The sequence below is a fragment of the Pacificimonas sp. ICDLI1SI03 genome, from assembly GCF_054740865.1.
This window is the reverse complement of sequence record NZ_JBSQAU010000002.1, coordinates 331,937-357,657: the sequence shown is the minus strand read 5'-3', so window position 1 is coordinate 357,657 and position 25,721 is coordinate 331,937. Positions and strand designations below refer to the sequence as shown.

Sequence of the window (25,721 nt, the reverse complement as noted above, 5' to 3'; positions counted from 1 at the left end):
GGGGTTTTCCGTAGAGGTTATTTCGCGGTGATGCAGTGTAAGCTGTCAGCTATCTGCGAAATGGATTTTGTGGAGTTATTGGCCGTTCTCCTGCGCTTGCCCATCATCACGCGGATCGACCGGGTCTATCCGTCCTTGTATCCAAGCAATCGCAGAGCATTGAACACGACCAGCAAAGTCGATCCCTCATGTGCTATGACTGCGGGGCCGATACCCAGGCCGAAGATCGTCGCCGGAACGAGGATCGCCACGATGCCTAAACTGACATAAACGTTCTGCCTGATTATCGCTCGCGATTTGCGCGAGAGCCCGACAGCAAACGGAAGGTGGCGAAGATCGTCCGCCATCAGGGCGACATCGGCTGTTTCAAGCGCGACGTCCGATCCTGCCGCGCCCATTGCGATGCCAACGGTGGCCTTAGCCATCGCTGGCGCATCGTTTACGCCATCGCCGACCATTGCAACTTTTGCTTCGCGGCTGAGCGCGTCGATCGTATCGACCTTGTCCTGCGGCATCAGATCGCCGCGGGCTTCGTCGAGACCAACCTCTCGGCCGATTGCCTCCGCCACTTTGGTGTGATCGCCCGAAATCATCAGCATCCGCTCGATCCCCAACGAGCGCAGCTCTGCAAGCGCCTCTCTTGCCCCTTCACGCGCCGTATCCATCAAACCGATAACGCCTAGGTCGCGATCACCGAGGCGCACTGCCATGGTTGTTCGGCCTTGCTCGCGCAGCCGGGCAATTGCATCTGCCGCCGCAAGGTCTAGTGGCTCGATCCCGCCAGCTCCGAACATCTCGGCCTTACCGATCCACGCAGTTTCGCCGTTCAGCTGGGCGGTCACACCCCGACCCGTAAGGCTTTTCAGATCGGAGGCTTTCGCGAAAACCCGGCCCTCTAGCCGGTCCAAGCCGTCGCGGACAACGGCCTGCGCCAATGGATGATCGCTCAAGCGTTCGACAGCAACAGCGACCGAGAGCAATTGCTCTTCAGATGCCGCACCGATGGGAATCACATCCGTGATGCGGGGCTCGCCTTCGGTAAGCGTCCCTGTCTTGTCGAAAGCCATAGCCTTCAGCGTGCCGAGATCCTCGAGCGCCGCGCCGCCCTTTATGAGCACTCCGCCACGGGCAGCGCGCGCCACGCCGGAAAGGACCGCGCTCGGTGTGGCAATGGCCAATGCGCATGGGCTGGCTGCCACGAGAACGGCCATGGAGCGATAGAAACTCTCACTGAATGGCTCGTCAATCACGAGCGGGGCGAAAAGCAGCAATACAGCCAGCGCCAGCACCAGCGGCACGAATATGCGTTCGAACTTGTCGGTCATCCGCTGCGTGGGAGAGCGCTCGGTCTCCGCCGTCGCCACCAGTTCGGCCACCTTGCTGAGCGTGCTCTCGCTCGCTTTGCGCGTGACTTCGATCTCAAGCGCGCCGCTACCATTGATCGTGCCTGCGAACACTTGTGATTGGGCCGCGATTGCCGTGGTGTTTTGTCGAGCTATTGCCCGATCGGAAACCGGTCGCTTGTCCACCGGTATGCTTTCACCGGTGACCGGGGCCTGATTGATCGCGGATTGACCATCGATAACGAAACCGTCAGCCGCAAGTCGCTCGTTCGGCCTCACAAGCACCACATCTCCGACCACCAGTTCCTCCACCGGCACAACAACCTGTTCGCCCGCGCGCAGCAGCGTGGCCGTGTCGGGAGCAAGCTCCGCCAGTGCATCGATGGCACGCTTGGCGCGGCCCATCGCATAATTTTCGAGCGCATGACCGATACTGAACAGGAACAGTAGCAGAGCGCCTTCGGCAAACTCGCCGAGTATCGCCGCGCCGGTCGCGGCAACCAGCATCAGGGAGTCGATCTTGAACTTGCGCGCCCGCGCGTTATCGATCGCTTCCTTGAGGGTATAAAAACCCCCGAAGAAATAGGCAGCTACGTAACACGCTAGCGGGGCCCAGTCTGGACCACTCTCGACAAGCTTTTCAATGGCGAAGCCAACCGCGAGAAAAGCACCGGATAGCAAAGCAAATATGAGCTCGGTGCGTTCCCCGAAGATTCCGCCATGGGCATGTTCGTGAGCGGCGCCATTCGGTGGGCCTGATGTTTTGTCGTTCAACTTCGTTTCCAATGATTGTCGCTGCTAGCCTGAGCTAAGCGGGTGGCTTCGTATGTTTGAGCGGGAAAAAGAAACTCAATGCTCATGCCGCGCTCCCGCGTGAGTACCGCGATTTGCCCTATGCTCTGCAATCAGAGCCGGTTCGCATTCGGTTTCCTGACAAGGCTCCAAAGTTGCGTGCTGAATATGGAAATCGACGGCTAGGTCTTCCTTGACGCGGCTCTTCAGGTCTTCAAATGCAGCCAGAGTGTCCGTTTCAAGAACGAGATGAGCTTCGAGCGCGCGAGCATGTTCACCCAGATTCCAGACATGCAGATGATGAACGCTCCTCACACCATCCTGCTCCTCCAGCGCTTTGACAATCCGGTCGAATTCGACATCGTCGGGCACGGCGCCCATCAGCAGCCGGACAGTTCGGGGCATAAGCGTAAGCCCCTGCCAGATTACATAGCCCGCGATGATCAAGGTGATGACGAGGTCGGCGATGAAGAGGTCATACAGCAGGATGAGAACGCCAGCGACGATCACACCCACCGACGCCAAAGCATCGGAGACATTGTGCAGGAAGGCGGCCTTCATGTTGATACTGTCGTGCGATCCCCGATAGACAATGAAAGCGGTGACAAGATCGATCACGAGCGCGATGCCGGCCACCCAGATCACGGTCCACCCTTCGATCGGTTGGGGTTCGGCAAAGCGATTGATTGCTTCGACCAGCAGGTAGAAACCAATAATAAGCAATGTTGTCAGGTTGATGAGCGCGGCAACGACCTCCCCCTGCGCATATCCGAAGGTCATCAGCTTGTCGGCGGGTCGACGTCCGATCCGTCGAGCAAACCAAGCCAGGCCAAGCGAAGCTGCATCGCTGAAATTATGCAGCGCGTCGGCGATGAGCGCCAGTGAGCCCGAAACGATACCGCCGATGATCTGCGCGGCCGTTAGCAGGACGTTGATCGCGACGGCAAAGATAAGCTGGCGATCGCTGAGATTCTCTTCGCCGTGACTATGCCCAGCATGATTGCGGGATTGCCCCATTATTGGTCTCCTGTGCCTGGCTGTGGACCGTTCGAGGGTGCCAACGGTCGCTCTGCGGGGTGCTCCAAGCCAGACCTCGAGACGTCCAGCGCATCGAATACTTCACCGGCTCCGGCTGCGAGGAGCGCGTAAATGGCGAACCCACCGAGAAATGCGATCAATGAACTCATCTGCGACGCAGCAGACACTTGCGGAGTGAAAATCAGGGTTCTTGCCGCAGCAACAAGGAGTAGCCCCCCGAAAAATGCGAGGAGCAACGGCAAACCGTAATTTTCGACGCTGTGTATTGCCCAAAACGCGAGAAGCGCCGCCGCGTTAAAGGCCAGAGCGTACATGACGATGGCCGCGATGCGATCCATTCGCCGCAATTCTAAGGGCATCAATCCAACGGCAAACCGACGGGAGGTCGAAATATTCACCGCGGCCAAACCGATAGCCACGAGTATTGCAAGCGTCACGGAGGCGGCCGCAACTAGACCCAGCGCGATGCCAGATCCGATCAGATCGATGATCGCCACCGCTGACACTGCGGCATCAGGTGAGGGATCATCGCTTCTCCCATGCAGCCGCTTTCGTCTATCCCCGGCACGACGACCAAAGGTCTCAGCGATCCGGCAAAGTAGAATATAGGTCGATCCACCCGCCATAAAAAGTAGAGGAACAAGCCAACGCTCAACTGTTGACTGCACAAATGGCGTGAATAGCACAGCTACGAGCGCAAACAGGACGCCAGAAGCGCCCAAAGGCAGCAAGTCCAGCCGGCGCAATTCGGAGCCAGCTCTTTCTGCCAAAACTGCTCCGACGATCAAGCCGACACTTGCGAACGTCGTCAGCAGCAGGACGTGCGATCGGCCTTGCGCCGCGAATATGGTGTCGGCAATGGTCACTTGGCGGCTTCATGAGGAACAGCGCAGAACGTATAAGAAGGGTGAACACTGAGACGGAGAAGCCCCACTGTTTTCGCAGCTCCTACGAAGGGGGCCAATAGGCGCTCCACGCCTGGGAAAACTGCCCGTACTGCCATCACTTCCGCAACCCCGTGTGCTGCGTTTTCTTTTCATCGTGATTGTCCATATGCGCGTCGCGCAAGATCTCGATCCCGCCATAGACAGCGATACCCGCAACCCCGATCCCGACGACGAGATCGGGCCAGTTCGCCTCGGTCACCAGCACGATGATGCCCGCAATAATGATACCGCCATTGGCCACGAAATCATTGAAACTGAAAGTCGTAGCTGCACGCAAGTTCACATCCTTGTCCTGCATTTTTTGCAGCAGCCGCAGGCAGATAAGATTGACCACTGCGGCAACCGCAGCCATCGCCAGCATCATAACTCCCACTGGCTCTGACCCATCGAGGAACCTCCGGATCGCATCGAGCACGACGCCGCCCGCGAATACGAGGAGCATGACACCGGAGAAGCGGGCTGCACCGCGCTTCCAGGTCCGCGAACGGGTAAGCGCCAGCAGGCTTAGACCATAGACGACAGCGTCGGATGAGTTGTCGAGCCCATTGGCGATCAACGCGTTGGAATCGCCGACGGCCCCGGTAATGAAGAAGCCCGCAGCGATGGTCACGTTGAGCCACAGGACAATCCAAAGTGTGCGGCGCCTCTCAGCGGAATCGAGCTTGAGTTTACTTTCGCCGCTCATGACACATCCTCGTTTTCACGTGCCCAATTTTCGGCCGGGCGTCTCTCGACAGTCAGGTGACGCACGGGCATCGCACGCGCATGCCTTTCGAAGGGCATATGCACATGGGTGTAGGCAATTGCTTCGCCTTCATCCCGCCAAATGCCGGCTGCGGATGGCTGTCCATCGGGCAACCGGACTTCCGCATGGAACCCGTCGGCGAAGAACACCCAGACTTGGCCTGCATCACACGAGGGCTGATCGCCAAGGCTCCAGAGGGCGGCAATCGGATTGGATTGCTGGGCATAGGCAGGCCCAGCCAGCCCAAACGCGATCAGCGGCAGGACAAGCATTCTCGCAAGCCTTATCGGTTTTCCCTTCATGTTATTTCGCCCAATTCGCGCTGCTCATCGCGCGTGACGTTGCGACGCAGGCGGTCCCACCATTTTTCGCGCCAGCTGCGCTCATCGTCAGAGCGGTGCAGCACGAGGCGGGCGATCGCGGGCAGAACGAACAGAGTCAGCGCCGTTGCGGTGATCAGTCCGCCGATAACCACCGTAGCCAAGGGACGTTGCACCTCAGCACCTGTTCCTGTGGCGATCGCCATGGGCACAAAACCCAGCGACGCCACCAACGCGGTCATGAGCACCGGTCGCAGTCGCGCCAGCGCGCCATCGGCAATCGCCTCATCGAGCGGCATCCCGCTGTCCAGTCGCTGTCGGATCGCGGTCATCATGACGAGACCGTTGAGCACCGCCACGCCGGAAAGCGCGATAAAGCCGACCGCGGCAGACACCGAGAATGGCAAGCCTCGCAGCGCGAGCGCGAACACGCCCCCGGCCAAGGCCATCGGAATGGCGCTGAACACCGCCAGGGCCGGAACCCATCCGCCGAGCGCCATGAACAGCAACAACAGGACCAGCGCGAAGCAGACAGGCACGACAATTGCGAGGCGTGCCTGGGCCGCTTGGAGGTTCTGATACTGGCCACCCCATTCGATGAAGGATGCAGGCGGCATATCGACCCCAGCCGCGACGCCCTCTTGCGCTTCTTCGACAAAGGAACCGAGATCGCGTTCACGGACATTGGCCGACACGATTACGAGCCGGCGCCCCTGTTCACGTCGGACCTCTGCGAGGCCATCGACCACCTGAAAATCGGCCAATGTCCGCAAGGGAACTGTGACGCCGTTTTCAAGCACGATCGGGAGCGCGCCGAGCTGGTCGAAATCGTCGCGCGTCGCATCCTCGAGGCGCACGACAACATCGAAACGGCGATCGCCCTCGAACACTAGTCCTGCTGGCCGCCCGCCGAGCGCGATCGCAACCGACTGTGCCACCTCCTCGACAGTCAGACCATAGCGCGCAATGGTCGGGCGATCGAAGGCGATGTCCAGCGTCGGAAAGCCCGTCACCTGCTGCACCTTCACGTCCGCGGCGCCTTCGACGCCTCGAAGCACGCCCGCGACCTCACCCGCCGCTTCGGTAAGCGCAGTGAGATCATCGCCGTAGAGCTTGACCGCTACATCGCCGCGCACACCGGCGATCAGCTCGTTGAAGCGCAGCTCGATAGGCTGGCTGAACTCGTAGAGATTGCCGATGAGGCCTCCGAGCGCGCTTTCCATTTCACCAACAAGCTCATCTTTCGGCAAATCGGGATCGGGCCATTCGTCGCGAGGCTTCAGGATGACATAAGCGTCCGAAGCATTGGGGGGCATTGGATCGCTGGCGACTTCGGCCGTGCCCGTCCGTGAGAACACAAGATCAACTTGGGGAAACTCTTCGAGCCGGTCTTCGACCCGCCGCTGCATCGCCAGCGAGCGTTCGAGCGATGTCGAGGGGATGCGCAAGGATTGCACCGCGATGTCGCGTTCATCGAGCTGCGGGGTGAACTCGCTGCCCAGAAAGCCGAACACAAAAACCGCTACTGTGAAGAGACCAACCCCGGCACCAATCATCGGCCAGGGCCGCGCAATGACCTTGCGCACGGCGGGACCGTAGCGCTCTTTGGCCCAGCGAATGGGCTTCACCTCCTTTTCGGTCAGCTTCTTGTTGAGCAGGACCGCAATCATCGCTGGCACGAAGGTCAATGAAAGAACGAAGGCCGAAGCCAGCGCGAGCATCATCGTGATCGCCATGGGCGAGAACGTCTTGCCCTCGACCCCGGTAAAGGTCAGCAGCGGCGCGAAGACGAGGAAGATAATCGCCTGACCGTAGACGGTCGGTTTGATCATTTCCTGCGCTGCGAGACGCGTTTCGGTCAGCCGCTCACCCAAGGTAAGCAAGCGTCCTTCGCGATGTTGCCGGGCCGCAAGCCGGGCGACGCTGTTCTCGACAATGATGACCGCACCATCGACGATCAGCCCGAAGTCGAGCGCGCCCAGGCTCATCAGATTACCTGAGACACCAAGCCGGTTCATCCCCACCGCTGCCATCAGCATCGAAACGGGAATGACCAGTGCGGTGATTATGGCGGCGCGGATATTGCCGAGCAAGAGGAACAGGACGGCGATCACGAGCAATGCGCCTTCGAGCAGGTTCTTTTCGACGGTGGAGATCGTCGCATCGACTAGTGAGGAACGATTGTAGACAATCTCAGCGACAACTCCGTCCGGAAGCGATGCGCGGACCTCTTCAAGTCTCTCGGCAGCACCAGCCGCAACGGTCCGGCTGTTCTCGCCCGCGCGCATCAACACGGTTCCCACCACCGCCTCTTCACCGTTCAGTGAAGCAGCACCGGTTCGCAGGTCGCCGCCGATCTCCACATCGGCCACATCGCCGATGCGGATGGGCACGCCCTCGCGGGTCGCAATGACGGCTTCTTCGATGTCGGCAATGCTGCCCAGCCTCGCGTCCACGCGGACAAGCAGGGCTTCGTCGGCACGATCGACGAAATTGGCGCCTGCCGCCAGATTGGCGGCTTCTAGAGCATCGATGAGTGAGTCGAATGACAGGCCATAGCCGGTGAGACGTGCCGGATCGGGCTGAACAAGGAATTGCTTTTCGAACCCGCCAATCGAATCCACGCCGGCCACGCCGTCGATCGAGCGCATCAACGGCGCGACCACCCAATCCTGCACAGTGCGCAGATAGGCCGACTTAGCCACCTCACTCTCGAGGCGGTCGCCGCGTTCGGTGATGAAGCTGCCATCGGACTGCCAGCCTGTGCGGCCACCAGTGGTCGCACCCTTGCCACCGGGATGCTCATACTCGATCGTATACATCAGCACTTCGCCAAGGCCGGTGGAGATCGGCCCCATGGTAGGCTCCGCTCCTTCGGGCAATGAAGCGCCAATCGGCGCGAGCCGTTCGTTCACCTGCTGCCGGGCGAAGTAGAGGTCGGTGCCCTCCTCGAAAATCGCGGTGACCTGGCTGAAGCCGTTGCGCGAAATCGATCGTGTCATCTCCAGGCCTTCGATCCCGGCAAGTCCGGTTTCGATGGGGAAGGTCACCTGCGTCTCGACCTGCGAAGGTGAGAGCGCGGCAGCGCTGGTGTTGATCTGGACCTGCGTGTTGGTGATGTCGGGAACCGCGTCGATCGGCAGGCGCACCAGATTGAACGCTCCGTAGATCGCTGCGAACACGGTCAGGACGATGATCGCCCAGCGGAAACGAACGGCGACATCGAGGATGACTCCGATCGGGCCGTGACGGTGGCTACCTTCGTCCGAAGACATGGGAGAAGATGCCGTGGTTTGATCAATGGCCATGTTCTGCGCCCTCCTTTTCGAGCTCGGACTTCAACAGGAAGGCATTGGCAGTCGCGATCCGCTGACCGGGCTCGAGCCCGGAGAGGATCGTCACCATTCCGGCAGACCGGCTGCCGATCTCGACCTCCCGAGCCTGAAATCCGCGTCGTGTCCGCACGAAGACAACATCGCGTCCTTCGAGCACCTGCACAGCATCTTCGGGTACCGCGATACGGCTCTGGTCCAATTCGCCCGAGGGGCGAATACGCGCCTGAAGGAACGATCCGGGCTGCAGACCGGGAACGGCGCGCGTCAAGGTAAGAACCGCTGTCGCGCTACGGCTCTCGGCATCGAGCGAAGGCGTTACCGACCGGACGCGAGCGCCGATCTCCCTTCCATCGCCGAGGATCAACGCAGCCTCGTCGCCAGGCTGGATGCGTGAAGCATCTTCGGAAGGCAGCGCAACCTCGATCTGCAAGCCGCTGGGATTGACCACGCTGTAAAGCTCCTCCCCGGCGTCGACGAACGAGCCGAGCACGATTGGAGCGGCGGTCACACGGCCCGAAAGCGGACTGGTGACAGCGAGCGAGCGTCCATCGCCGCTCACGCCTGCCGCGGCGACGGCCGCCTGCGACCGGTTCAGTTCGGAACGGGCAACGTCAAGATTGGCGCGCGCCGCTTCGAGATCCTGGCGTGCGGTCACGTTGGCTTCGAATAGCCGGCGCTCCCGTTCATAGGCCGCCGAAAGCTCGGTTACGCGGGCGCGGGCGGCACTAAGCTGGGAAGCGAGTGCAGCCGCATCGGCGCTTTCGATCCGAGCGACGGTCTCGCCCTGCCGGACATAATCGCCAAGCGTCTTGCCAACGCTGCGCACGACACCGGAAGCCCGTGCATCGATGCGTGCGCTGGCGGTCGGACTTGCCGCAACCGTTGCAGGAAATACGAGTTCGACAGCGGCACCCGTTTGCACCGCTGCGACCTCGATCTCGGCGGTGCGGATCTGCTCTTGCTCGATTAGCACGAGCCCCTCGGGCAGTTCTGTCTCTGCGACCTCTTCGTCCGCGTGGGTGTCGACCTGGCTGTCAGGCCAGAACATCAGCATCAAGGCCGAAACAAGTATGACAATTCCGGCGATGATCGCCAGTCTTTTGCGGTTCATTTTGGTATTCCTCATTGTGCGGCCAGCCTGATCAGTTCGGCGGCAGCTTGTCCCCGGTCTTCTTGCGCAGCAATCAACGCCTCGCGAATGGCATCGCGCGCTTCGGCTGCGCTCAACACTTCGATCAACGGAAAACGGCCATTGCGATAACCGATGCGGACGAGCCGAAGAGCCTCCTCGGCCTGGGGGAGTGATGTCGTGGAAAGCGTCTCGACGCGCGCTTCGGCAGCAAGATATTGCGATCGTGCGCGCGTCACGGCTTGCTCGAAATCGGCCAACGCTACAGCCTCGCGAGCATTGGCGGCGCGCAGCCTTGCTTCGGCTGCAGCGATATTGCCCTGATTACGATTCAAGAAGGGAAGCGGGATCGAGACACCGAGAAGAAAGGCACTGTCATTGCTTTCCTCGAAGCGTCGAACACCGGCGGAAACGACGGGATCGGGAATGCGCAGGCTGCGCTCACGATCGATCTCGGCGGCGGCGGCGGTGCTTTCCGCACGCGCCACTCGCAATTGCAGACCGCTTGCTGTCGCCATTACAGCACCGGGCGGTTCGATCCCGGGGAACCTGCTCGGAACAAGCGGCGGCGCCCCCTGATCGCCCCATAGCGAGGCGAGGGCCGTTCGGGCTGCAAGACTTGTCGCTTCGGCGGCCTGAAGTTCGGCTTGCGCTTCCGCCAAGGCCGCTTCGGCCCGAAGAGCACGGAGCGGGGGCTCGCGCCCGACTTCTACGAGGAGACCGGCAATGCGGGCGAGCTCTTCGTTTCGCTCAACCACATCGAGGGCCAGTTCGACGCGCGAGGCTGCTGCAGCCGCTGCTACGTAGCGTTCACGGACAAGAAATCCGAGTTCGGCCCCCGCAAGGTCAGCCCGCAGATCCGCCAGCTGTGCCTGCGCCCGGGCAGCCTCGACGCGTGTGCCGCGTTTACCTCCAAGTTCGAGCCGCTGTCCGACAGCAAGCGTATATTCGGTGGCGCTTAGCCCGGAGAAGGCCCCACTCCCGGCGATGTTCTCGACCTCGAGCGATATTTCAGGGTTGGGCCGCAACCGCGCCTGTCCGACAAGAGCCTGCGCCGCCTCGGCTTCCGCTCGAGGGCCGACGATGCGCGGGTTTAACTCGGTGTTAGCGGGTTCGGCAACCACGCCTGTCCGGCCCAACGCCTCGTCGAGCGTCAGAAGCTCCCGCTCCTGCGCTGCCACAGGCGTGACAATTGCGGCGAGGGTTAGCCCTGCTATCAGGGCCCCTCGCCATTTGATGGCTGGCATTTTTCAAAACTCTCTCTGCTGACAAATCGAAATGCGCTGCGTCAAGCAGCGCAGTGACGGTCGTCAGGCGCGAGGAGGGCGTTTGGGTAAATTGCTCGCATCGCCGAATAATTCTTCGGCCATATGCGACCCAACCGTGATGTTAAGCCGGTCGGGCATGTCGTTTAAAAGCTTCGATTTCAGTGCTGCGGCGACGTGATGGCAATGCCCGTGGGCGCATTCCTGCTGCTCCGGGCTTTCGTTTTGCGGGCTCTCGTCCGCATCAATGTCGAACATCTGGACCGAATAGGCTATTTCTGACAGCTCGTCCGCACATTGCGCTGCTTCGACCGCCGGAGACGCCATCAGCGCTGCGACCGCCAAAAGGGCGGCGACAATCCTGACGGGAATCAAGGCGTTCAGATCGAACATCCTGTGGCCCCTAACAAGGTGAAACGAAAGTTGAAACAAAAATCTTCTCGGTTGCTGTAATGTGATATTGTCACGAAGCGTCCGGACAATGAATATTGTTCGAGTAGTTTCTTTTTCGACCAAATTCCATGGAATGAATGCAGCGTTCTTATAAGGCGAAAGCTGATTAATATTCAAATTACCCAAGTTCCGTCATAATCAGCCATCCAATCCTAGATCACGACATCAGAATCTGGATTATCACGATGATAACGCTTCCAGCGACTGGAGGTGCAAGCACTTTTTTTGCTGTCTGGGTTCGGTGTCCATAGTCCCATTATAGCTTTCGCGTCAGCGACCCGCGGAAGAGGCGGCTGGGTTTCGAGAAAGCGTTTCGATGATTTTGCATTCGGAAACCTCGCCGCCCGTGCAGGCCGCGACCACACTTCTCAGTTCGGAACGAAGCGCTTGTAGCCGACTGATGCGCTCGTCCACGGCTCGAAGGTGCCGCAAAGCGATGTCACCCGCCTCGTCACAGCTCTGATCCGGTCTCGCCTTCACGCTTAAAAGCGAGCGTGTTTCATCGATCGAAAACCCCAATTTTCGAGCATGCCGAATAAAGGAAAGGCGCTCGACGTCCTGCTCTTTGTAGGTTCGCTGCCCCGCTGCCGTACGCGCGGCTTCGGGCATCAGTCCGATATCCTCATAAAACCTTATCGTATTGACCTTGGTGCCCGTCGCCTTCGAAAGACCTCCGATAAGCATGAACTCACTCCTCCAGCTCCGAAACCGCGAACCATTCGCAATTTTGGCTTGCTCCTACAGTTGCTAGAGGTGTTACCTAATGCCTCATGTCGAATAACGAAACATCGGATTGCGGCTGCACAGGCGATACGCAAAGAGCAGGCGCAGACCCCGCCTATCGCCGCGCCCTTTGGATCGTCGTATTGCTCAATCTGGGCTTTGGCGTTTTCGAGGCCTTCGGCGGGTTTCTGGCGGACAGCCAAGCGCTCAAGGCCGACGCTCTCGACTTCATCGGCGATGGATCGATCACGCTCATCGGCATCCTTGCTCTTGCGTGGACTGCCCGCACGCGCGCCCGGGTCGCGCTGGCACAGGGGCTGTTTCTGGGCGTACTAGGCCTCGGAGTGATCGGTCTGGCGGTCTGGCGATCGCTTAACGCGGTCGCGCCGGAAGCCGGCTTGATGGGCGGGATCGCCGTCGCAGCCTTGATAGTCAACATCGCGGCGGCGCTTGTGCTGATGCGGTTTCGCGAAGGCGACGCACATGTATCCGCGATCTGGCTGTTCAGCCGCAATGACGCGATCGCCAATGTCGGAGTGATCATCGCTGCTGCCCTGGTCGCCTGGACCGGGCAAGCCTGGCCCGATCTGCTGGTCGCAGCGGTGATCGCACTGATCTTCCTGCATTCGGCCTATCTTATTGTCCGGCGTGCCACCGAGGAACTTCGCGCGCAGCATGTTTCGGCTCTCGGAAAGGCCGCCTCCAAATGACGCTACGTGCTTTTGCGGTCCAATTGATCGCTTTCCTGTCGATCGCAGTCGCAATGCCCGCTTCTGCAGGCACGCATGACGCGGTTCAGACGACCTGGCGCCTGCTCGATTACATCGCCGTGGATTACACCGAAGCCGTTAGCGGCGGTGAAGTCACGAACGAGCTGGAGTATGCCGAAATGCAGGAATTTTCTGCCTCGGTAGCCGAACGCATGGCTGCCCTGCCCGCAAACGCGCACCGTGCCCAGCTGGTTGCGGAGGCAGAGGCTCTCGTCGAGTCAATCTCGACGAAGGTGGAGCCTGCTGTCGTCGCACGAGACGCGCGCAGATTGGCAAGCGAGCTGATCGCGGCGTTTCCCGTTCCGCTTGCTCCCGAGGCGGCACCCGACCTCGCGCGAGGTGCCGCGCTGTACGCCCAGAACTGCGCAAGCTGTCATGGCGTGAGCGGAGGAGGCGACGGCCCCGCGGCAGAGGGACTCGATCCCCCGCCAATCGCGTTCGACGACGTCGTCCGTGCCCGCGAGCGAAGCGCTTTCGCGCTCTACCAGGTCATTGGACAGGGTCTGGAGGGAACGGCCATGCCGGGCTTTTCCGATCTCGGGGCGGAAGATCGCTGGAGCCTGGCCTACTATTCAGGGTCGATCGCATTTGAGGATGTGGAGCGCGGCAGACGGATCTGGAACGACGATCCGGAAATCCGGGCTCGTATTCCTGACCTCGCCGCTCTATCCGGCCTTACGCCGGCAACCCTTGGCGAGGCGATCAGCACCGAGCGTGCCGATGCCGTTATGGCCTATTTGCGGGCTCATCCCGAAGCCATGGCGAGCGATACGACCGGCTCACTCGCTTTGGCACGCAAACGCTTGCAGCAAAGTCTTGCCGCTTACGAAGCGGGTAATGAGGCCGAAGCGCGCGAACTCGCACTCTCGGCCTATCTGGATGGCTTCGAACCATTGGAAGCCGTTTTAAGCACGCGCGATGCAGACCTGCTCGCATCTGTCGAAACCGGCATGGCGGAGCTTCGAGCGGCAATAGGTCGCGGGGATCCGCTGGCCGCCGTCGCCCAAAGGGTGAATGCGCTCGACGTTCTTTTCTACCGCGCCGAGACGGTCCTCGCCCCGGACAATGCCAGTGAGGCGTCGGCATTCGCAGGAGCCTTTGCGATCCTGTTGCGCGAAGGGCTCGAGGCATTGCTGATCGTGATCGCGATGATCGCGTTCCTGCGCAAGGCCGAGAGAACGGAAGTTCTGCCCTTCGTCCATGGCGGATGGCTGTCGGCCCTTGTCGCCGGTGGCCTGACTTGGGTGGCAGCGACTTACCTGATCGGCATAAGTGGAGCAGGCCGTGAACTCGTAGAGGGGTTCGGATCGCTTTTTGCCGCGCTCGTCCTGCTGTCGGTCGGTATTTGGATGCACGGCAAGTCGCAGGCCGGCGAATGGCAACGCTATATCCAGAAAACCATGCAGCACGCTCTCTCGCGCAGGTCCGCATGGTTTCTGTTCGGGCTGGCCTTCCTCGTGGTTTACCGGGAGGTCTTCGAGACGATCCTGTTCTTCGCAGCGCTCTGGAGTCAGGGCCATACCGACGCGATTCTTGCTGGCGCTGCCGCCGCAATCGTCTTGCTAGCGCTGATTGCGTGGGTGATGCTGCGCTACAGTCGCCGACTGCCAATTGGAACATTCTTCGCGTATAGTTCGGTTCTGATCGGCATTCTTGCCGTCGTCTTGGCCGGGAAGGGTATTTCGGGGCTCCAGGAAGCCGGATTGTTGGGCATCACTCCGCTTCCGAATCTGCCCCGCATACCGATTCTGGGCATCGCACCGGCACTTGAGCCAGTGGCGGCGCAAATTCTCACGCTCGCGCTCATCGCGCTGGGTTATTGGCGCAACAGAATGAAAGGCATGCAATCCGGAACACCGCAGGCCGAAACCGGTTGACGACGCTCCGGGCAAGGGAAGCATTATGATCGACAGACGTTCTATTCTTGGCGGTGCAGTGCTTGGCGCAGGTGCACTGGGAATAGCCGCGTATGCCCGGCGCGACCTGTTGACAGACCGGAATGCGGCGCTTGCTTCGGTAACCGCGCGCTCGCAACTTCTCGTTCCTCCTCTTTATTCAGGGGAACGAGAAGGCGGCGAGAGGGTTTTCGATCTCAATCTGCGCCACGGCGTCTCACATTTTTTTGAAGGGATCGAAACGCCGACCATCGGCATCAACCAACCCTATCTAGGCCCCACACTTGAGATGCACGCCGGCGATACGGTGCGGATGAATGTCACGAGCGATCTGTCCGAAACGGCGACCGTCCACTGGCACGGTTTTCATCTTCCGGCGCGAGCCGATGGCGGACCGCATCAGCCGATCGAGCCAGGAGGGAGCTGGACCGCGCGTTTCGATGTCCGACAGCGCGCAGCGATGTTCTGGTATCATTCGCATGCGCACCGCCGCTCGGGGCCACAGGTCTATCAGGGTCTGGCCGGAATGATCTACGTCCGCGACAGCGCGAGCGAGGCGCTCGACCTTCCAAACGACTATGGCATCGATGATATACCGCTGGTCGTACAGGATCGCGCTTTCGCGCGCGATGGAAGCCTCGTTTATTCCACACGCATGCATAATATCATGATGGGAATGATGGGTGACACGATGCTGGTCAACGGCGTCGTCGAGCCCGTCTTCGAGGCAAAGTCCGATCGTTTGAGGCTGCGACTAGTCAATGGCTCGAACGCACGCTTTTACCGTTTCGGGTTCGACGATGGCCGCAGCTTCCATCAGATCGGAACCGACGGCGGTTTGCTCGCCGCGCCGCTGCCAACCGACAATGTTGTTCTCGCTCCCGGCGAACGCGCGCAGGTAATCGTCGATGTCAGCGATGGAAGGCCGGTTTCGCTGCTTGCGGACGGGCTCGAAATCATGGGTATGGGAAATATGGGCCGGGGAATGAGAGGGTCCGGATCCATGGGCGATTCCGACCGGCCGACGGACAATTGGATGATGGGCGAACGGGAGCGTCGCGATGGGATGATGGGCGGTATGATGGATGAAAGGCGTCGCTTTACCGTGCTGGACATCCGGCCGGCCGCGAGCCGCAGGCGGGCGATCGCCATGCCTCGCCAGCTCGCTACCTTGCCTCAGATCGATCCAGGCGACGCGGTCCGGACGCGCCGTTTCGTTCTCGATATGGGCATGGGAATGCGCATGATGCGTGGAGGCGGTTTTACCATCAACGGCAAATCGATGGACATGCAGCGTATCGACGAGACAGTGCGGGTCGATACCACCGAAATCTGGCAGGTCGAGAATGCCTCGATGATGGCGCATCCGTTCCACATTCATGATGTGCAGTTCCGTATCCTCGACCGGAACGGCCGGGCACCTGAGGCGGCGGAACAGGGGCTAAAGGACACGGTTGTCGTCTATCCGGGCGAAGCCGTGCGGCTCCTTTTGCGGTTCGAGGACTACACCGACCCGGATTTGCCTTACATGTATCACTGCCACATCCTCGAGCACGAAGACGCCGGCATGATGGGGCAATTCACCGTCACAGCCTGAATCAGTAACCGGGCAGAAGACCTGCCACCGACGGCCTCCAGGCCCTCACCAATGCGAGCACCATTTCATGAAAGCATCCGATCTTCTTGTCGCCGCGTTGGAAGCCGAAGGCGTCGAGTATATCTTCGCGGTTCCGGGCGAGGAAAACCTCGATCTTCTGGAATCACTGCGGACCTCGTCGATCCGTCTGATCGTTACCCGGCACGAGCAAGGGGCAGGGTTCATGGCGGCAACCTATGGACGTCTTACCGGTAGAGCCGGTGTATGCCTTGCCACGCTGGGACCAGGGGCGACAAACCTCACGACGCCCGCAGCTTATGCCGCTCTGGGCGCTTTCCCGCTGGTCATGATAACCGGCCAGAAACCTATCAAGGTCTCGAAGCAGGCGCAGTTCCAGATCGTCGATGTCGTCTCGCTTTTTACCCCCTTGTGCAAGATGGCGAAGCAGGTCGTAAATGGAGAGCGCATTCCCTCGCTCGTACGAGAGGGTTTCAGGAGAGCCCAGGAAGAGCGGCCCGGAGCAGTTCTGCTGGAGCTGCCTGAAGATATTGCCGAGGAGGAAACCTCCGAACCGGTCGTGGCGCCCCACTCCCGACAATATGCGGTGGCCGGAGATGCCGCGCTAGACGAAGCCGCCGAGCGTATTCTGGCCGCCGATCGCCCGCTGCTTTTGGTTGGTGCCGGGGCCAACCGACGTAGCGCCTGCAAGGCGCTCCGAAAGTTCGTCGACGATACACAATTTCCGTTTTTCAATACGCAAATGGGCAAGGGAGTGCTTGATGAGGCAAGCCCTCTGTATCTTGGAACGGCGGCTCTATCATCGGATGACTATGTTCATTGCGCCATCGATCGCGCAGACCTGATCGTCAATATCGGCCATGACGTGGTCGAGAAACCGCCCTTTTTCATGGAGCCTGACGGACGCACTGTTATCCATGTGAATTACAAGGCCGCAGAGGTCGACCAGGTCTATTTCCCGCAGCTGGAAGTCATCGGCGATATTGCCGGATCTGTCGAGCGACTGGGAAACCGGCTGCGCGGCAAACACCCTAGTGACCCGGCAGCCTACGCCAAAGTCCATGAGGACATCGCGGCGCACATCCGCCAAGGCAGCGACGATGGCCGCTTTCCGATGGTGCCCCAGCGCATCGTTGCAGATGTACGGGCGGTCATGGGCCGCGACGACATCGTCGCACTCGACAACGGCATCTACAAGATCTGGTTCGCCCGCAACTATATCGCGCATGAGCCGAACACGATTCTGCTCGACAACGCGCTGGCGACGATGGGAGCGGGTCTCCCCTCGGCGATGATGGCAGCGATGCTGTCGCCCGAGCGCCGCGTGCTCGCCGTATGCGGCGATGGCGGGTTCATGATGAATTCGCAGGAGGTGGAAACCGCGGTCAGGCTCGGCCTCAACCTCGTCGTACTCATCCTCAATGATTCCGCTTACGGTATGATCCGGTGGAAGCAGGAAGAACTTGGCTTTCCCGATTACGGTCTGAGCTTCGCCAACCCCGACTTCGTTACCTATGCGAAGAGTTATGGTGCGACGGGCCACCGGATCGAAAGCAGCGAAGCACTGGTACCGACCTTGAATGAAGGGTTTGAAAGCGGCGGCGTTCACCTTGTCGACTTGCCGGTGGATTACTCCGAGAACCGCAAGGTTCTGATCGATGAACTCAAGGCGATGGAGTGTCCCCAATGACGTGGCAGGTCCTCAATCCCTACGACCAGGAATGCATTGGCAGCGTTGAGCTGGTCGACTGGCCGCAAGTCGATCGTTGGCTCGACGAGGCGCGCGCGCTGCACGAAGACCGACAAGCGCGGCTCCCCGCGCATGAACGCATCGCCATCCTGCAGCGCGCCAGCGTGCTGATGCGCGAGCGCGCGGAGACACTGGCAATGCAGATTGCGCGCGAGGGCGGTAAACCCATCGTCGACGCGCGCGTGGAAACCAGTCGCGCCATTCAGAGCGTCGAATTGTGCATACACGAATTGTTCGCCAGCGGCGGGCGCGAAATCCCGATGGACCTGACGCAGGCGGGGGCAGGACGCAAAGCCTATACCTTCCGTGAGCCGATTGGGCCGGTCGTGGCGATCTCCGCTTTCAATCATCCTCTGAACCTGATCGCCCATCAGGTGGGACCGGCAGTTGCAAGCGGATGCCCTGTTCTGGTGAAACCGGCCAAGGACACGCCCCTTTCCTGCAAGAGCTTCGTCGAAATCCTTTATGAAGCCGGACTCGATGAACGCTGGTGCCGCTTTGTGCCATGTTCGAACGATGTCGCCGAACAAATGGTCATCGATTCGCGGACGGCATTTTTCTCCTTCATCGGTTCGGCCAGAGTTGGCTGGATGCTCCGCTCCAAACTGGCGCCGGGCACCCGCCTGGCACTGGAACACGGTGGCGCGGCTCCGGTCCTCGTCGATGAGGGCGTCGCAAGCGGCAAGGTAATTCCTCCTCTCCTGAAAGGCGGCTTTTATCATTCTGGACAAGTCTGCGTCTCGGTGCAGCGCGTGTTCGTTCCGCGCGCCGAACTGCCGGACTTCGCTGCCGAGCTCGCTGAGGGAGCAGAAGCGCTGACTGTGGGCGATCCGACCAAAGCGGAAACCCAATGCGGTCCGCTCATTCGTCCTGCCGAAGTCGACCGCGTCGCATCCTGGGTCGATGCAGCCGTTCAGGGCGGCGCCAGGCTCGCCGCAGGGGGTAAGCGCATGGGTTCCACCCTTTACCAGCCCACGGTCCTTGTCGATCCGCCGTGCGACGCCGATGTATCGCGGAAGGAAGTGTTTGGCCCTGTGGTCTGCATTTACGGATACGACGACGTCGATGCTGCGATCGGCCGAGCGAACGCGCTTTCCTACGCCTTTCAGGCGGCTGTGTTTACCGACCGAATGTCCTGGGCCGATTACTGCGTCGAAGCGCTGGCCGCGTCAGCCGTAATGGTCAACGATCATACCGCATTTCGCGTCGACTGGATGCCGTTCGCAGGACGCCGTCAGTCGGGTCTCGGAACAGGCGGTATCGGTTACACGATGGCCGATATGAGCGAAGAAAAGATGGTGGTCGTGAATTCACCATCCAGCGTCCGATGACCTTGAGCGCGGCGAAACGGCTTGCGCCCGTTTTGATTCTGGCCAGCTTCGGCCTCGACCAATTGTCGAAAACCTGGGCGCATTCTTTCGTTGGTTCGGGTAACGTGATCGCAGTGTTCCCGGGCTTCAATCTAGTCGCCATCACCAATAGCGGCGTGGCATTCGGATTGGCTGGTGAAGCAGCACCGGTTATCCTTATCGCGATCGGCGTTTTGCTTTCGGGACTACTCGGGATTTGGCTGATGAGAACCAGATCGGCCATCCATGCGCTCGGCTTGAGCCTCGCGATTGGCGGAGCGCTCGGCAACGTTGCGGACAGGCTGATGTTCGGTGCTGTCAGAGACTTCATCGATTTATACTGGGGTACTCTTCATTGGCCATCATTCAATCTGGCCGACGTCGCGATCGTAGTGGGACTGGTGCTTTTGGTCCTGATGGGCGAAGAGCAGCCTGAAAACCGCCCCGACATGAACTGAGTTTAAAATAGCGTAAGGCAGGGACGGGCCTAGGAATCCACATAGCGCGGGCGAGCGGAACACCAGCGCGCTCCTGATGCCGTCCGTCGCGCCAGAACGCCGCTCCGTCGCGATCTCGCTTGCACCTACAGTAACTGTAGCACCCATCTGCTGATGGAACTCGCGCTATGTTAGCGCTCACCACAGGAGATTTTCAATGACACTTCAACTTGGCGACACCGCACCCGATTTCGAGGCCGACACAACCGATGGCACGCTCAAGTTCCATGAATGGATGAGTGACGACTGGGCGGTGCTGTTCTCGCACCCTGCGGATTTCACTCCTGTTTGCACAACGGAACTTGGTGAGGTTGCCCGCCTGAAACCGGAATTCGACAAACGCGGCGTTAAAGTGATCGGTCTCAGCGTTGATCCACTCGAAGACCACCGATCCTGGGCAGGCGACATAGCCGAAACCCAGGGTCATGCTCTCAACTTTCCGCTGATCGCGGACCCGGATCGTGAAATCGCCAATCTCTATGGAATGATCCATCCACAGGCCGACGACACTCTTACCGTACGCTCGGTCTTCGTAATCGGATCCGATAAAAAGGTGAAACTTACGCTGACCTATCCCGCGAGCACGGGTCGAAATTTCGAAGAGATCCTGCGGGTCATCGATTCGCTGCAACTGACAGCCGACCACAGCGTGGCCACGCCTGTGAACTGGCAGCATGGCGAGGACGTCATCATCGTGCCCTCGCTCAGCGATGAAGAAGCGCGTGAGAAATTCCCCAAAGGCTGGGAGACGGTAAAACCTTATCTGCGCGTCACACCGCAGCCGCAGGATTGATCGCGGCAAAAGGGGCAATGCGAGACTTATCGGCGGGAGCATAATCAAAAGCGCGCCGGTTGGTTTTGCCGTGCCTGGCTCGGCACCGATATGCCAAATCGAGAGGACGGTATTGGTCTATGAAACGTTCCATAAAACAGAGCGAAGAACTCATACCGCAAGGGCCCTTCGACAGCACACTCCATTTCCTGAGGCGGCCCTATGACTTCGTAAGCACGGTCTGCTCGCGAACCGGTGGCAATATGTTCGAAACCCGCCTGTTGCTCCGGCGGACTGTGTGCCTGCGCGGCGAAGCTGCGGCCGAGATGTTCTACGATAAAGCGCGAATGTCGCGCGACGGCGCGATGCCGGAACCGGTTCGGGCGACTTTGACTGGCAAGGGCGGAGTCCAGGGTCTGGATGGCGAGCGGCATTTGCGGCGCAAGGAAATGTTCGTGTCGTTGCTGACGCAAGAGCGTGTCGAGGCTCTGGGAGAGAAATTCGAAAAAATGTGGTTGGCCCAGCTCCCGGCATGGACCCGGGAATCGCAGGTAATCTTCTACGAAGCGCTGCATCCCATATTGGCCGAAGCAGTGTGCGACTGGGCCGGAGTGCCACTACCGGCTGAAGAGCGCATCAAGCGAACTCGCGACCTTGTTCTACTCTTCGACCGCGCGGCCGCGCTCGGCTTGGGCCATTTTCAAGCCCGGCGCGCTCGCAGCCGGTCCGAAGCGTGGCTCGCTCGCATCATCAAGGATGTGCGCGATAGCCGTCTGGTCCCACACGCTGAATCCGCGCTGGCTGTGATCGCTGGGCACCGGGATGAGAATGGCGCGCTGCTAAGTCCCAAGATCGCCGCCGTCGAACTGCTGAACGTTCTGCGCCCAACCGTCGCAGCGTCTGTCTATATCACTCTCCTGGCGCATGCTCTCCATTCGTTTCCCGATTTGGCTCCGACCCCTGCATCCGATCGCTCTGAGATGGGCTATTTCGTCCAGGAAGTGCGCCGGTTCTATCCCTTCTTTCCTGCGGTCGCTGCCAGAAGCCGAAAGGACTTCCGGTGGCGAAATGTTCGTTTTCCCGCCGGGCGACGTTTCCTGCTCGACTTGCACGCAACCAACACTGATCCTCATCTCTGGAACGAGCCGGAAACCTTCAATCCGGAGCGCTTTCGCGAGGAAGGCATTTCCGCGTTCGCATTGATCCCTCAGGGCGGCGGCGATGTCCCGAAAAATCATCGCTGCCCCGGCGAGACGGTCGTGCTCGAAGTGATGGAGCGCGCGTTGCGAATGCTTCTTTGCGAAATGGAATATCGGCTTCCCCCGCAGGATCTGCGCATCGATCGTTCCCGGATGCCGGCGCTGCCAGGCAGCAAGATCATTCTCGAGGATATCCGGCGCAGTGAGCGGTCTTTGAAAGAGACTTGAGGAGAGCCGGGAACGCGTTGAGATCTCTCAGAAAGGAACGTCCGATTGCACAGCAGCTAAGACGAAATCGCTCTTTGAGAAGCACCGACGCCTCATGGGAGGGCAACATGATGCTCGGATTTGGCTGGGCACTTCTCGACGCCCAAACAGGAGAGAACCGTCCGCACAGTCATCTGGCACACCAGATCAGTCTTTCGCTGGTCGACTCTTGCAGCATTAACGCTGACCGAGATCTTCGCTTGTCGCCCGGTGAAGCTGTTCTCATCCCTGCCACCACGGTTCACCGCTTGACGCCATCCGGTGCCATCCTGCGAAATCTGTATGTCGATCCGTTTTTCATGGGAACCCGTGACCTCAACAAGAGTGTTGGACTGGAACGGCTTTCGACCGCTGAAGCGAATGCATTGGCTCTGGTTGGATCTGGGAACGAGGCACGCAAATGGATGGAAGGCTTTTTGAACCGGAAGGGTTCGAGCCAAATCGACCCGCGCCTCCGCTCTACGCTGCAACGGATCGAACCCGGGGCGACACCTTCGGAATTGGCCAAAGCCGTCGGTGTTTCGACCACGCGGATGCGGGAAATTGCGATTCGAGATTTTGGAGTGCCGACGACCAAGCTCCTGCAATGGTTGCAAGTTCAGCGTGCCATCGAAGGTTTCCACCAGTCTCATAGTCTAGCTGCCGCCGCGGCCGCAGGTGGGTTTTCCGATCAAGCGCATTTTACCCGTCGTTTGGTCGAATGGTTCGGCGTGACGCCATCACAGGGTCTCGCAAAAATCGAGATTACCATCGTGCGTTAAGACACCAGCGAAACGTTCAATACCGGGGCCCTAAGGGAGCGTAGACGGAACCATCGTTTGATGGAGGCTGCAATGGCCGTTTTTCGTTATCTCTATGGCCCGCTCTATTTTTTCGGCTTTGTCGGGGGCGCTACGGCGATCGTGTCCTCGGGTAGTTCGCCGGCCTGGTTGTTCGTTCTGATCATCGCCGCGATTGGGTCCTCGCTCGCCGCCGAGCGTATCGCGCCTTTCGAAAACCAGTGGAACTCGAGCCATGGCGATGGCCGTAGAGACATTTTGCATGCCCTCGTGAATGAAGGATCTCTTGTGGCTATGGTGCTGCTTCTTCCGCTCATCACAAGCCTTGTCCCTTGGGAATCAGCCTGGCCAAAGACGCTGCCCTTATGGGCCGATGTAGCAATGGCTATTGTACTCCTCGACGTGGGGATTACCCTTGCCCATTTCGCCAGTCACAGGGTTTCGTTTCTCTGGCGTTTTCACGCCGTGCATCATTCGGTACGCCGCATGTACGGCTTCAACGGGCTACTGAAGCATCCAGTCCACCAGTTCATCGAGGTTACCGCCGGTGCGTTGCCCTGGCTTCTTCTGGGAATCCCTCTCGATGTCGCCGCCGTGGCTTCCTTTGCGGTGCTGATACAGCTCCAGTTACAGCACTCGAACGTCGACATGCGGGTCGGGCCGTTGGCATATATCTGGGCCGTCGCTCCAGTCCATCGGCACCACCACCTCGCATCCGAAACGGACGGCGACGTCAATTTCGGTCTCTTCTTGACGCTCTGGGATGTTCTGCTTGGTACAGCGCGCTTTGGGTCGAGCCAGCATATCAGAGCGGGGGCGATTGGCCTCGCTGGCATCGAAGATTATCCGGATGCCTATCTAGCACAGTTGGCCGAACCATTTAGAAAGCAGGCACAGTCTCTGCCGGAGCTCGGCCCACAAAGCGAGAGACAGGCATGACCGATCAACATGCAGTCTATACGCCGCCAGCCGGTTATCCTATTCTCACGCCACTCTACGATATCGGGGTCCGACTTTCGACCCGCGAAAAAAGGTGGCGTAGAGACCTTGTGGACCTGATTGAGCCCAAGTGTAACGAGGTCCTGCTCGACATTGGGGCGGGTACCGGCAGCCTGGCGCCACTACTGGCCACGAAAAACCCAGCCACGACGTACTTCGGGATCGATCCAGACGAAGATGCGATCCAGATCGCACGAAAGAAAGCGGGGCGAGCTGGAATAGATGCTGAATTCAAACATGGATTATTCTCGGTGGCCACTGTTGCCAAATGGCCAGCGCCGAACATCGCCACACTCTGCCTCGTTCTCCATCAAGTTCCTTATGATGAGAAGCTCCGCTTGCTTTGCGAGATTTACGAAGCACTTAAGCCAGGTGGACGCCTGTTCATAGCAGACTACGGTGAGCAGCAATCACGCCTCATGCGTGTCCTGTTCAGAGCAACGATACAGCAGCTCGACGGTGTTTCGGACACGCAGCCAAACGCGGACGGCGCGCTTGTACCGCTTATGGAACAAGCTGGATTTCTCAGCATCACAGAATGCAAGAGATATCAAACCATCACTGGCTTGATATCGATCTACGGAGCGACCAAGACTTCTGCAGATGAATGAGAAGATTGCTCATTTACTCGCTTGGTTTGGAGTGGCCGGTACATGGATTTGCTGACAGAGAGTTTCACCTCTCGCGAGGATTTGTCCCAAGAGGTCCACGACGGTCAACTACGCTGACCCGGCGTGATTTTGCCTCAATCACGAGTCGCTCAAGTACGCCATTGCCGGGAAAGGCGATGACATAGCGCGGGTCCATTTTGAGCATCTGCTCGTTGCGCTTGAAGCCGGCACGGGCTCCGAGCCTCCTATCGAGGTTGAATACCAGTTGCTGGACATTGTGGCGTTCGGCCCAGGAGGCTGCCAGCCGGTCAACACCTTTGCTGTCGCCGCCGTGCAGGATAAACATATCCGGAACCCGGTCGCGCACCTTGTCGAGCGTAGCCCATACGTTCGAAGCGAAGGCCTTGGCCTCGTCGGCGCTGGCAAAGGAGGGTCGCCCACCGGCGAATAAAACTGCAGTGCCCTCAGGACTATGGGCATCCCGGCGCCGCTCAGCCCTCGCGCGCAGGAAATCGCGGGCCTCAACAACCGCAGAAGTCACTTTGCGCGAATGGTTCGAACGCGAACCGACAAATGGCTTCCATGAAGAACCCGTTTCTTCGAGATAAAGCGATGCGGCAACTTCGCGCATCTGTTCAAATGCCACCATGCTTGCCTCGGCTGCCTGGGCGCGTTCGATCTGCTCTTCGAGATTGCTTGAATGGACTTCGGATCCGTCGGCGGCTGCAAGGAGCGCCCGGACTTCATCACTCGCCCGGTCGAGCTGCGTAGACTTACGGCTGGCAGCACGGTGAAACAGATTGACGAAGCCCCAGGCCACGTCTTCCGCGTCCGCTTCGAGCGATGTCCCCGAGAACATGACAAACATGTCGGACCAGACGGCAGCAAAGGTTTGCTCGACCGCTTCCTCGCTTGGGAAATCGGACGGATCGAAAGGTGCAGGCTTGATGGTTAGACCTGCAAGGTCGAGCCCGGCGAGTTGTTGGGTAAAACTATCGTACATGATTAAGCCTCCTGATGTGCTCAGGCGGCAAAGCTTACGAAACCGGAATGTCTCGCTCCTTGTCCGCCGGAGCCCGATCAGGGCCGGAATAAGGGGGCTGGCGCACCGCGAAGCGGGAAACCTGC

22 protein-coding genes are annotated in these 25,721 nt (G+C 59.7%); 11 read left to right on the top strand and 11 right to left on the bottom strand.

All coding sequences use genetic code 11. The features are described from left to right. Positions 1–125: 125 nt before the first annotated feature. From ACSMXM_RS13630 to ACSMXM_RS13585, 10 genes are all read right to left on the bottom strand, one after another. On the bottom strand, positions 126–2,117 hold the full coding sequence (locus tag ACSMXM_RS13630; RefSeq protein WP_234003077.1) for a heavy metal translocating P-type ATPase: 1,992 nt from the start codon (positions 2,115–2,117) through the stop codon (positions 126–128). 75 nt (positions 2,118–2,192) lie between these two features. Beyond that, the gene (locus ACSMXM_RS13625; protein ID WP_103022925.1) at positions 2,193–3,152 is read right to left on the bottom strand and encodes a cation diffusion facilitator family transporter; all 960 of its coding nucleotides are present in this window, start codon (positions 3,150–3,152) and stop codon (positions 2,193–2,195) included. After that, a complete protein-coding gene (locus tag ACSMXM_RS13620) occupies positions 3,152–4,039 on the bottom strand; it encodes a ZIP family metal transporter (RefSeq protein ID WP_103022924.1) in 888 nt (295 codons plus the stop codon). Before ACSMXM_RS13620 ends, ACSMXM_RS13625 begins: the two co-directional genes overlap by 1 nt. A 136-nt stretch (positions 4,040–4,175) precedes the next feature. Continuing rightward, a complete protein-coding gene (locus ACSMXM_RS13615) occupies positions 4,176–4,805 on the bottom strand; it encodes a cation diffusion facilitator family transporter (protein WP_103022923.1) in 630 nt (209 codons plus the stop codon). Continuing rightward, positions 4,802–5,167 (bottom strand): hypothetical protein, encoded by a 366-nt coding sequence (locus tag ACSMXM_RS13610; RefSeq protein ID WP_234003076.1) that lies wholly within the window; start codon positions 5,165–5,167, stop codon positions 4,802–4,804. The genes ACSMXM_RS13615 and ACSMXM_RS13610 overlap by 4 nt, the downstream gene beginning before the upstream one ends. Then, positions 5,164–8,460, bottom strand: coding sequence for an efflux RND transporter permease subunit (locus ACSMXM_RS13605; RefSeq protein WP_460317612.1), 3,297 nt, complete (start codon positions 8,458–8,460; stop codon positions 5,164–5,166). The genes ACSMXM_RS13610 and ACSMXM_RS13605 overlap by 4 nt, the downstream gene beginning before the upstream one ends. Positions 8,461–8,482: 22 nt before the next feature. Further along, on the bottom strand, positions 8,483–9,631 hold the full coding sequence (locus ACSMXM_RS13600; RefSeq protein WP_050600443.1) for an efflux RND transporter periplasmic adaptor subunit: 1,149 nt from the start codon (positions 9,629–9,631) through the stop codon (positions 8,483–8,485). A gap of 11 nt (positions 9,632–9,642) precedes the next feature. Then, positions 9,643–10,896, bottom strand: coding sequence for a TolC family protein (locus tag ACSMXM_RS13595; RefSeq protein WP_050600444.1), 1,254 nt, complete (start codon positions 10,894–10,896; stop codon positions 9,643–9,645). Positions 10,897–10,959: 63 nt separating this feature from the next. Then, positions 10,960–11,307: a hypothetical protein gene (locus ACSMXM_RS13590; RefSeq protein ID WP_050600445.1), complete on the bottom strand. Its 348-nt coding sequence runs from the start codon at positions 11,305–11,307 to the stop codon at positions 10,960–10,962. A 330-nt stretch (positions 11,308–11,637) separates the two neighbouring features. After that, entirely contained in the window at positions 11,638–12,051 is a 414-nt protein-coding gene (locus tag ACSMXM_RS13585; RefSeq protein ID WP_050600446.1) for a MerR family transcriptional regulator, read from the bottom strand. Between the two features lie 86 nt (positions 12,052–12,137). On the opposite strand from ACSMXM_RS13585, the gene ACSMXM_RS13580 reads away from it, so the two are divergent. The 11 genes from ACSMXM_RS13580 to ACSMXM_RS13530 all read left to right on the top strand — a co-directional run bounded on the left by ACSMXM_RS13580 (position 12,138) and on the right by ACSMXM_RS13530 (position 24,593). After that, entirely contained in the window at positions 12,138–12,800 is a 663-nt protein-coding gene (locus ACSMXM_RS13580; RefSeq protein WP_063506155.1) for a cation transporter, read from the top strand. Beyond that, a complete protein-coding gene (locus ACSMXM_RS13575; protein WP_460316886.1) occupies positions 12,797–14,737 on the top strand; it encodes an FTR1 family protein in 1,941 nt (646 codons plus the stop codon). The genes ACSMXM_RS13580 and ACSMXM_RS13575 overlap by 4 nt, the downstream gene beginning before the upstream one ends. Before the next feature lie 25 nt (positions 14,738–14,762). Further along, entirely contained in the window at positions 14,763–16,352 is a 1,590-nt protein-coding gene (locus ACSMXM_RS13570) for a multicopper oxidase family protein (protein ID WP_460316884.1), read from the top strand. Between the two features lie 67 nt (positions 16,353–16,419). Beyond that, positions 16,420–18,060, top strand: a complete 1,641-nt coding sequence (locus ACSMXM_RS13565) for an acetolactate synthase large subunit (RefSeq protein ID WP_063506152.1) — start codon at positions 16,420–16,422, stop codon at positions 18,058–18,060. Continuing rightward, the gene (locus ACSMXM_RS13560; protein ID WP_460316882.1) at positions 18,057–19,451 is read left to right on the top strand and encodes an aldehyde dehydrogenase family protein; all 1,395 of its coding nucleotides are present in this window, start codon (positions 18,057–18,059) and stop codon (positions 19,449–19,451) included. The genes ACSMXM_RS13565 and ACSMXM_RS13560 overlap by 4 nt, the downstream gene beginning before the upstream one ends. Then, a complete protein-coding gene (gene lspA, locus ACSMXM_RS13555) occupies positions 19,448–19,927 on the top strand; it encodes a signal peptidase II (protein WP_067468563.1) in 480 nt (159 codons plus the stop codon). The genes ACSMXM_RS13560 and lspA overlap by 4 nt, the downstream gene beginning before the upstream one ends. Before the next feature lie 196 nt (positions 19,928–20,123). After that, positions 20,124–20,759 (top strand): peroxiredoxin, encoded by a 636-nt coding sequence (locus ACSMXM_RS13550; RefSeq protein WP_460316880.1) that lies wholly within the window; start codon positions 20,124–20,126, stop codon positions 20,757–20,759. Between the two features lie 242 nt (positions 20,760–21,001). Then, a complete protein-coding gene (locus ACSMXM_RS13545; RefSeq protein ID WP_460316879.1) occupies positions 21,002–22,165 on the top strand; it encodes a cytochrome P450 in 1,164 nt (387 codons plus the stop codon). Between the two features lie 107 nt (positions 22,166–22,272). Then, entirely contained in the window at positions 22,273–22,965 is a 693-nt protein-coding gene (locus ACSMXM_RS13540) for an AraC family transcriptional regulator (RefSeq protein ID WP_082835443.1), read from the top strand. Positions 22,966–23,037: 72 nt separating this feature from the next. Continuing rightward, complete coding sequence (locus tag ACSMXM_RS13535; protein WP_067468557.1) at positions 23,038–23,922, top strand: sterol desaturase family protein; 885 nt, start codon at positions 23,038–23,040, stop codon at positions 23,920–23,922. Further along, positions 23,919–24,593: a class I SAM-dependent methyltransferase gene (locus ACSMXM_RS13530; protein WP_063506147.1), complete on the top strand. Its 675-nt coding sequence runs from the start codon at positions 23,919–23,921 to the stop codon at positions 24,591–24,593. The genes ACSMXM_RS13535 and ACSMXM_RS13530 overlap by 4 nt, the downstream gene beginning before the upstream one ends. 64 nt (positions 24,594–24,657) lie before the next feature. Here the strand turns inward: ACSMXM_RS13530 and ACSMXM_RS13525 are convergent, their stop codons facing one another. Then, the gene (locus tag ACSMXM_RS13525; RefSeq protein ID WP_063510582.1) at positions 24,658–25,596 is read right to left on the bottom strand and encodes a DUF2493 domain-containing protein; all 939 of its coding nucleotides are present in this window, start codon (positions 25,594–25,596) and stop codon (positions 24,658–24,660) included. Between the last annotated feature and the right edge of the window lie 125 nt (positions 25,597–25,721).

Bases quoted from the DNA above. Each gene is read 5' to 3' on its own strand.
- ACSMXM_RS13625 (WP_103022925.1), bottom strand. From the start codon at position 3,152: ATGGGGCAATCCCGCAATCATGCTGGGCATAGTCACGGCGAAGAGAAT.
- ACSMXM_RS13615 (WP_103022923.1), bottom strand. From the start codon at position 4,805: ATGAGCGGCGAAAGTAAACTCAAGCTCGATTCCGCTGAGAGGCGCCGC.
- ACSMXM_RS13610 (WP_234003076.1), bottom strand. From the start codon at position 5,167: ATGAAGGGAAAACCGATAAGGCTTGCGAGAATGCTTGTCCTGCCGCTG.
- ACSMXM_RS13605 (WP_460317612.1), bottom strand. From the start codon at position 8,460: ATGTCTTCGGACGAAGGTAGCCACCGTCACGGCCCGATCGGAGTCATC.
- ACSMXM_RS13600 (WP_050600443.1), bottom strand. From the start codon at position 9,631: ATGAACCGCAAAAGACTGGCGATCATCGCCGGAATTGTCATACTTGTT.
- ACSMXM_RS13595 (WP_050600444.1), bottom strand. From the start codon at position 10,896: ATGCCAGCCATCAAATGGCGAGGGGCCCTGATAGCAGGGCTAACCCTC.
- ACSMXM_RS13590 (WP_050600445.1), bottom strand. From the start codon at position 11,307: ATGTTCGATCTGAACGCCTTGATTCCCGTCAGGATTGTCGCCGCCCTT.
- ACSMXM_RS13585 (WP_050600446.1), bottom strand. From the start codon at position 12,051: ATGCTTATCGGAGGTCTTTCGAAGGCGACGGGCACCAAGGTCAATACG.
- ACSMXM_RS13580 (WP_063506155.1), top strand. From the start codon at position 12,138: ATGTCGAATAACGAAACATCGGATTGCGGCTGCACAGGCGATACGCAA.
- ACSMXM_RS13575 (WP_460316886.1), top strand. From the start codon at position 12,797: ATGACGCTACGTGCTTTTGCGGTCCAATTGATCGCTTTCCTGTCGATC.
- ACSMXM_RS13570 (WP_460316884.1), top strand. From the start codon at position 14,763: ATGATCGACAGACGTTCTATTCTTGGCGGTGCAGTGCTTGGCGCAGGT.
- ACSMXM_RS13565 (WP_063506152.1), top strand. From the start codon at position 16,420: ATGAAAGCATCCGATCTTCTTGTCGCCGCGTTGGAAGCCGAAGGCGTC.
- ACSMXM_RS13560 (WP_460316882.1), top strand. From the start codon at position 18,057: ATGACGTGGCAGGTCCTCAATCCCTACGACCAGGAATGCATTGGCAGC.
- lspA (WP_067468563.1), top strand. From the start codon at position 19,448: ATGACCTTGAGCGCGGCGAAACGGCTTGCGCCCGTTTTGATTCTGGCC.
- ACSMXM_RS13550 (WP_460316880.1), top strand. From the start codon at position 20,124: ATGACACTTCAACTTGGCGACACCGCACCCGATTTCGAGGCCGACACA.
- ACSMXM_RS13545 (WP_460316879.1), top strand. From the start codon at position 21,002: ATGTTCGAAACCCGCCTGTTGCTCCGGCGGACTGTGTGCCTGCGCGGC.
- ACSMXM_RS13540 (WP_082835443.1), top strand. From the start codon at position 22,273: ATGATGCTCGGATTTGGCTGGGCACTTCTCGACGCCCAAACAGGAGAG.
- ACSMXM_RS13535 (WP_067468557.1), top strand. From the start codon at position 23,038: ATGGCCGTTTTTCGTTATCTCTATGGCCCGCTCTATTTTTTCGGCTTT.
- ACSMXM_RS13530 (WP_063506147.1), top strand. From the start codon at position 23,919: ATGACCGATCAACATGCAGTCTATACGCCGCCAGCCGGTTATCCTATT.
- ACSMXM_RS13525 (WP_063510582.1), bottom strand. From the start codon at position 25,596: ATGTACGATAGTTTTACCCAACAACTCGCCGGGCTCGACCTTGCAGGT.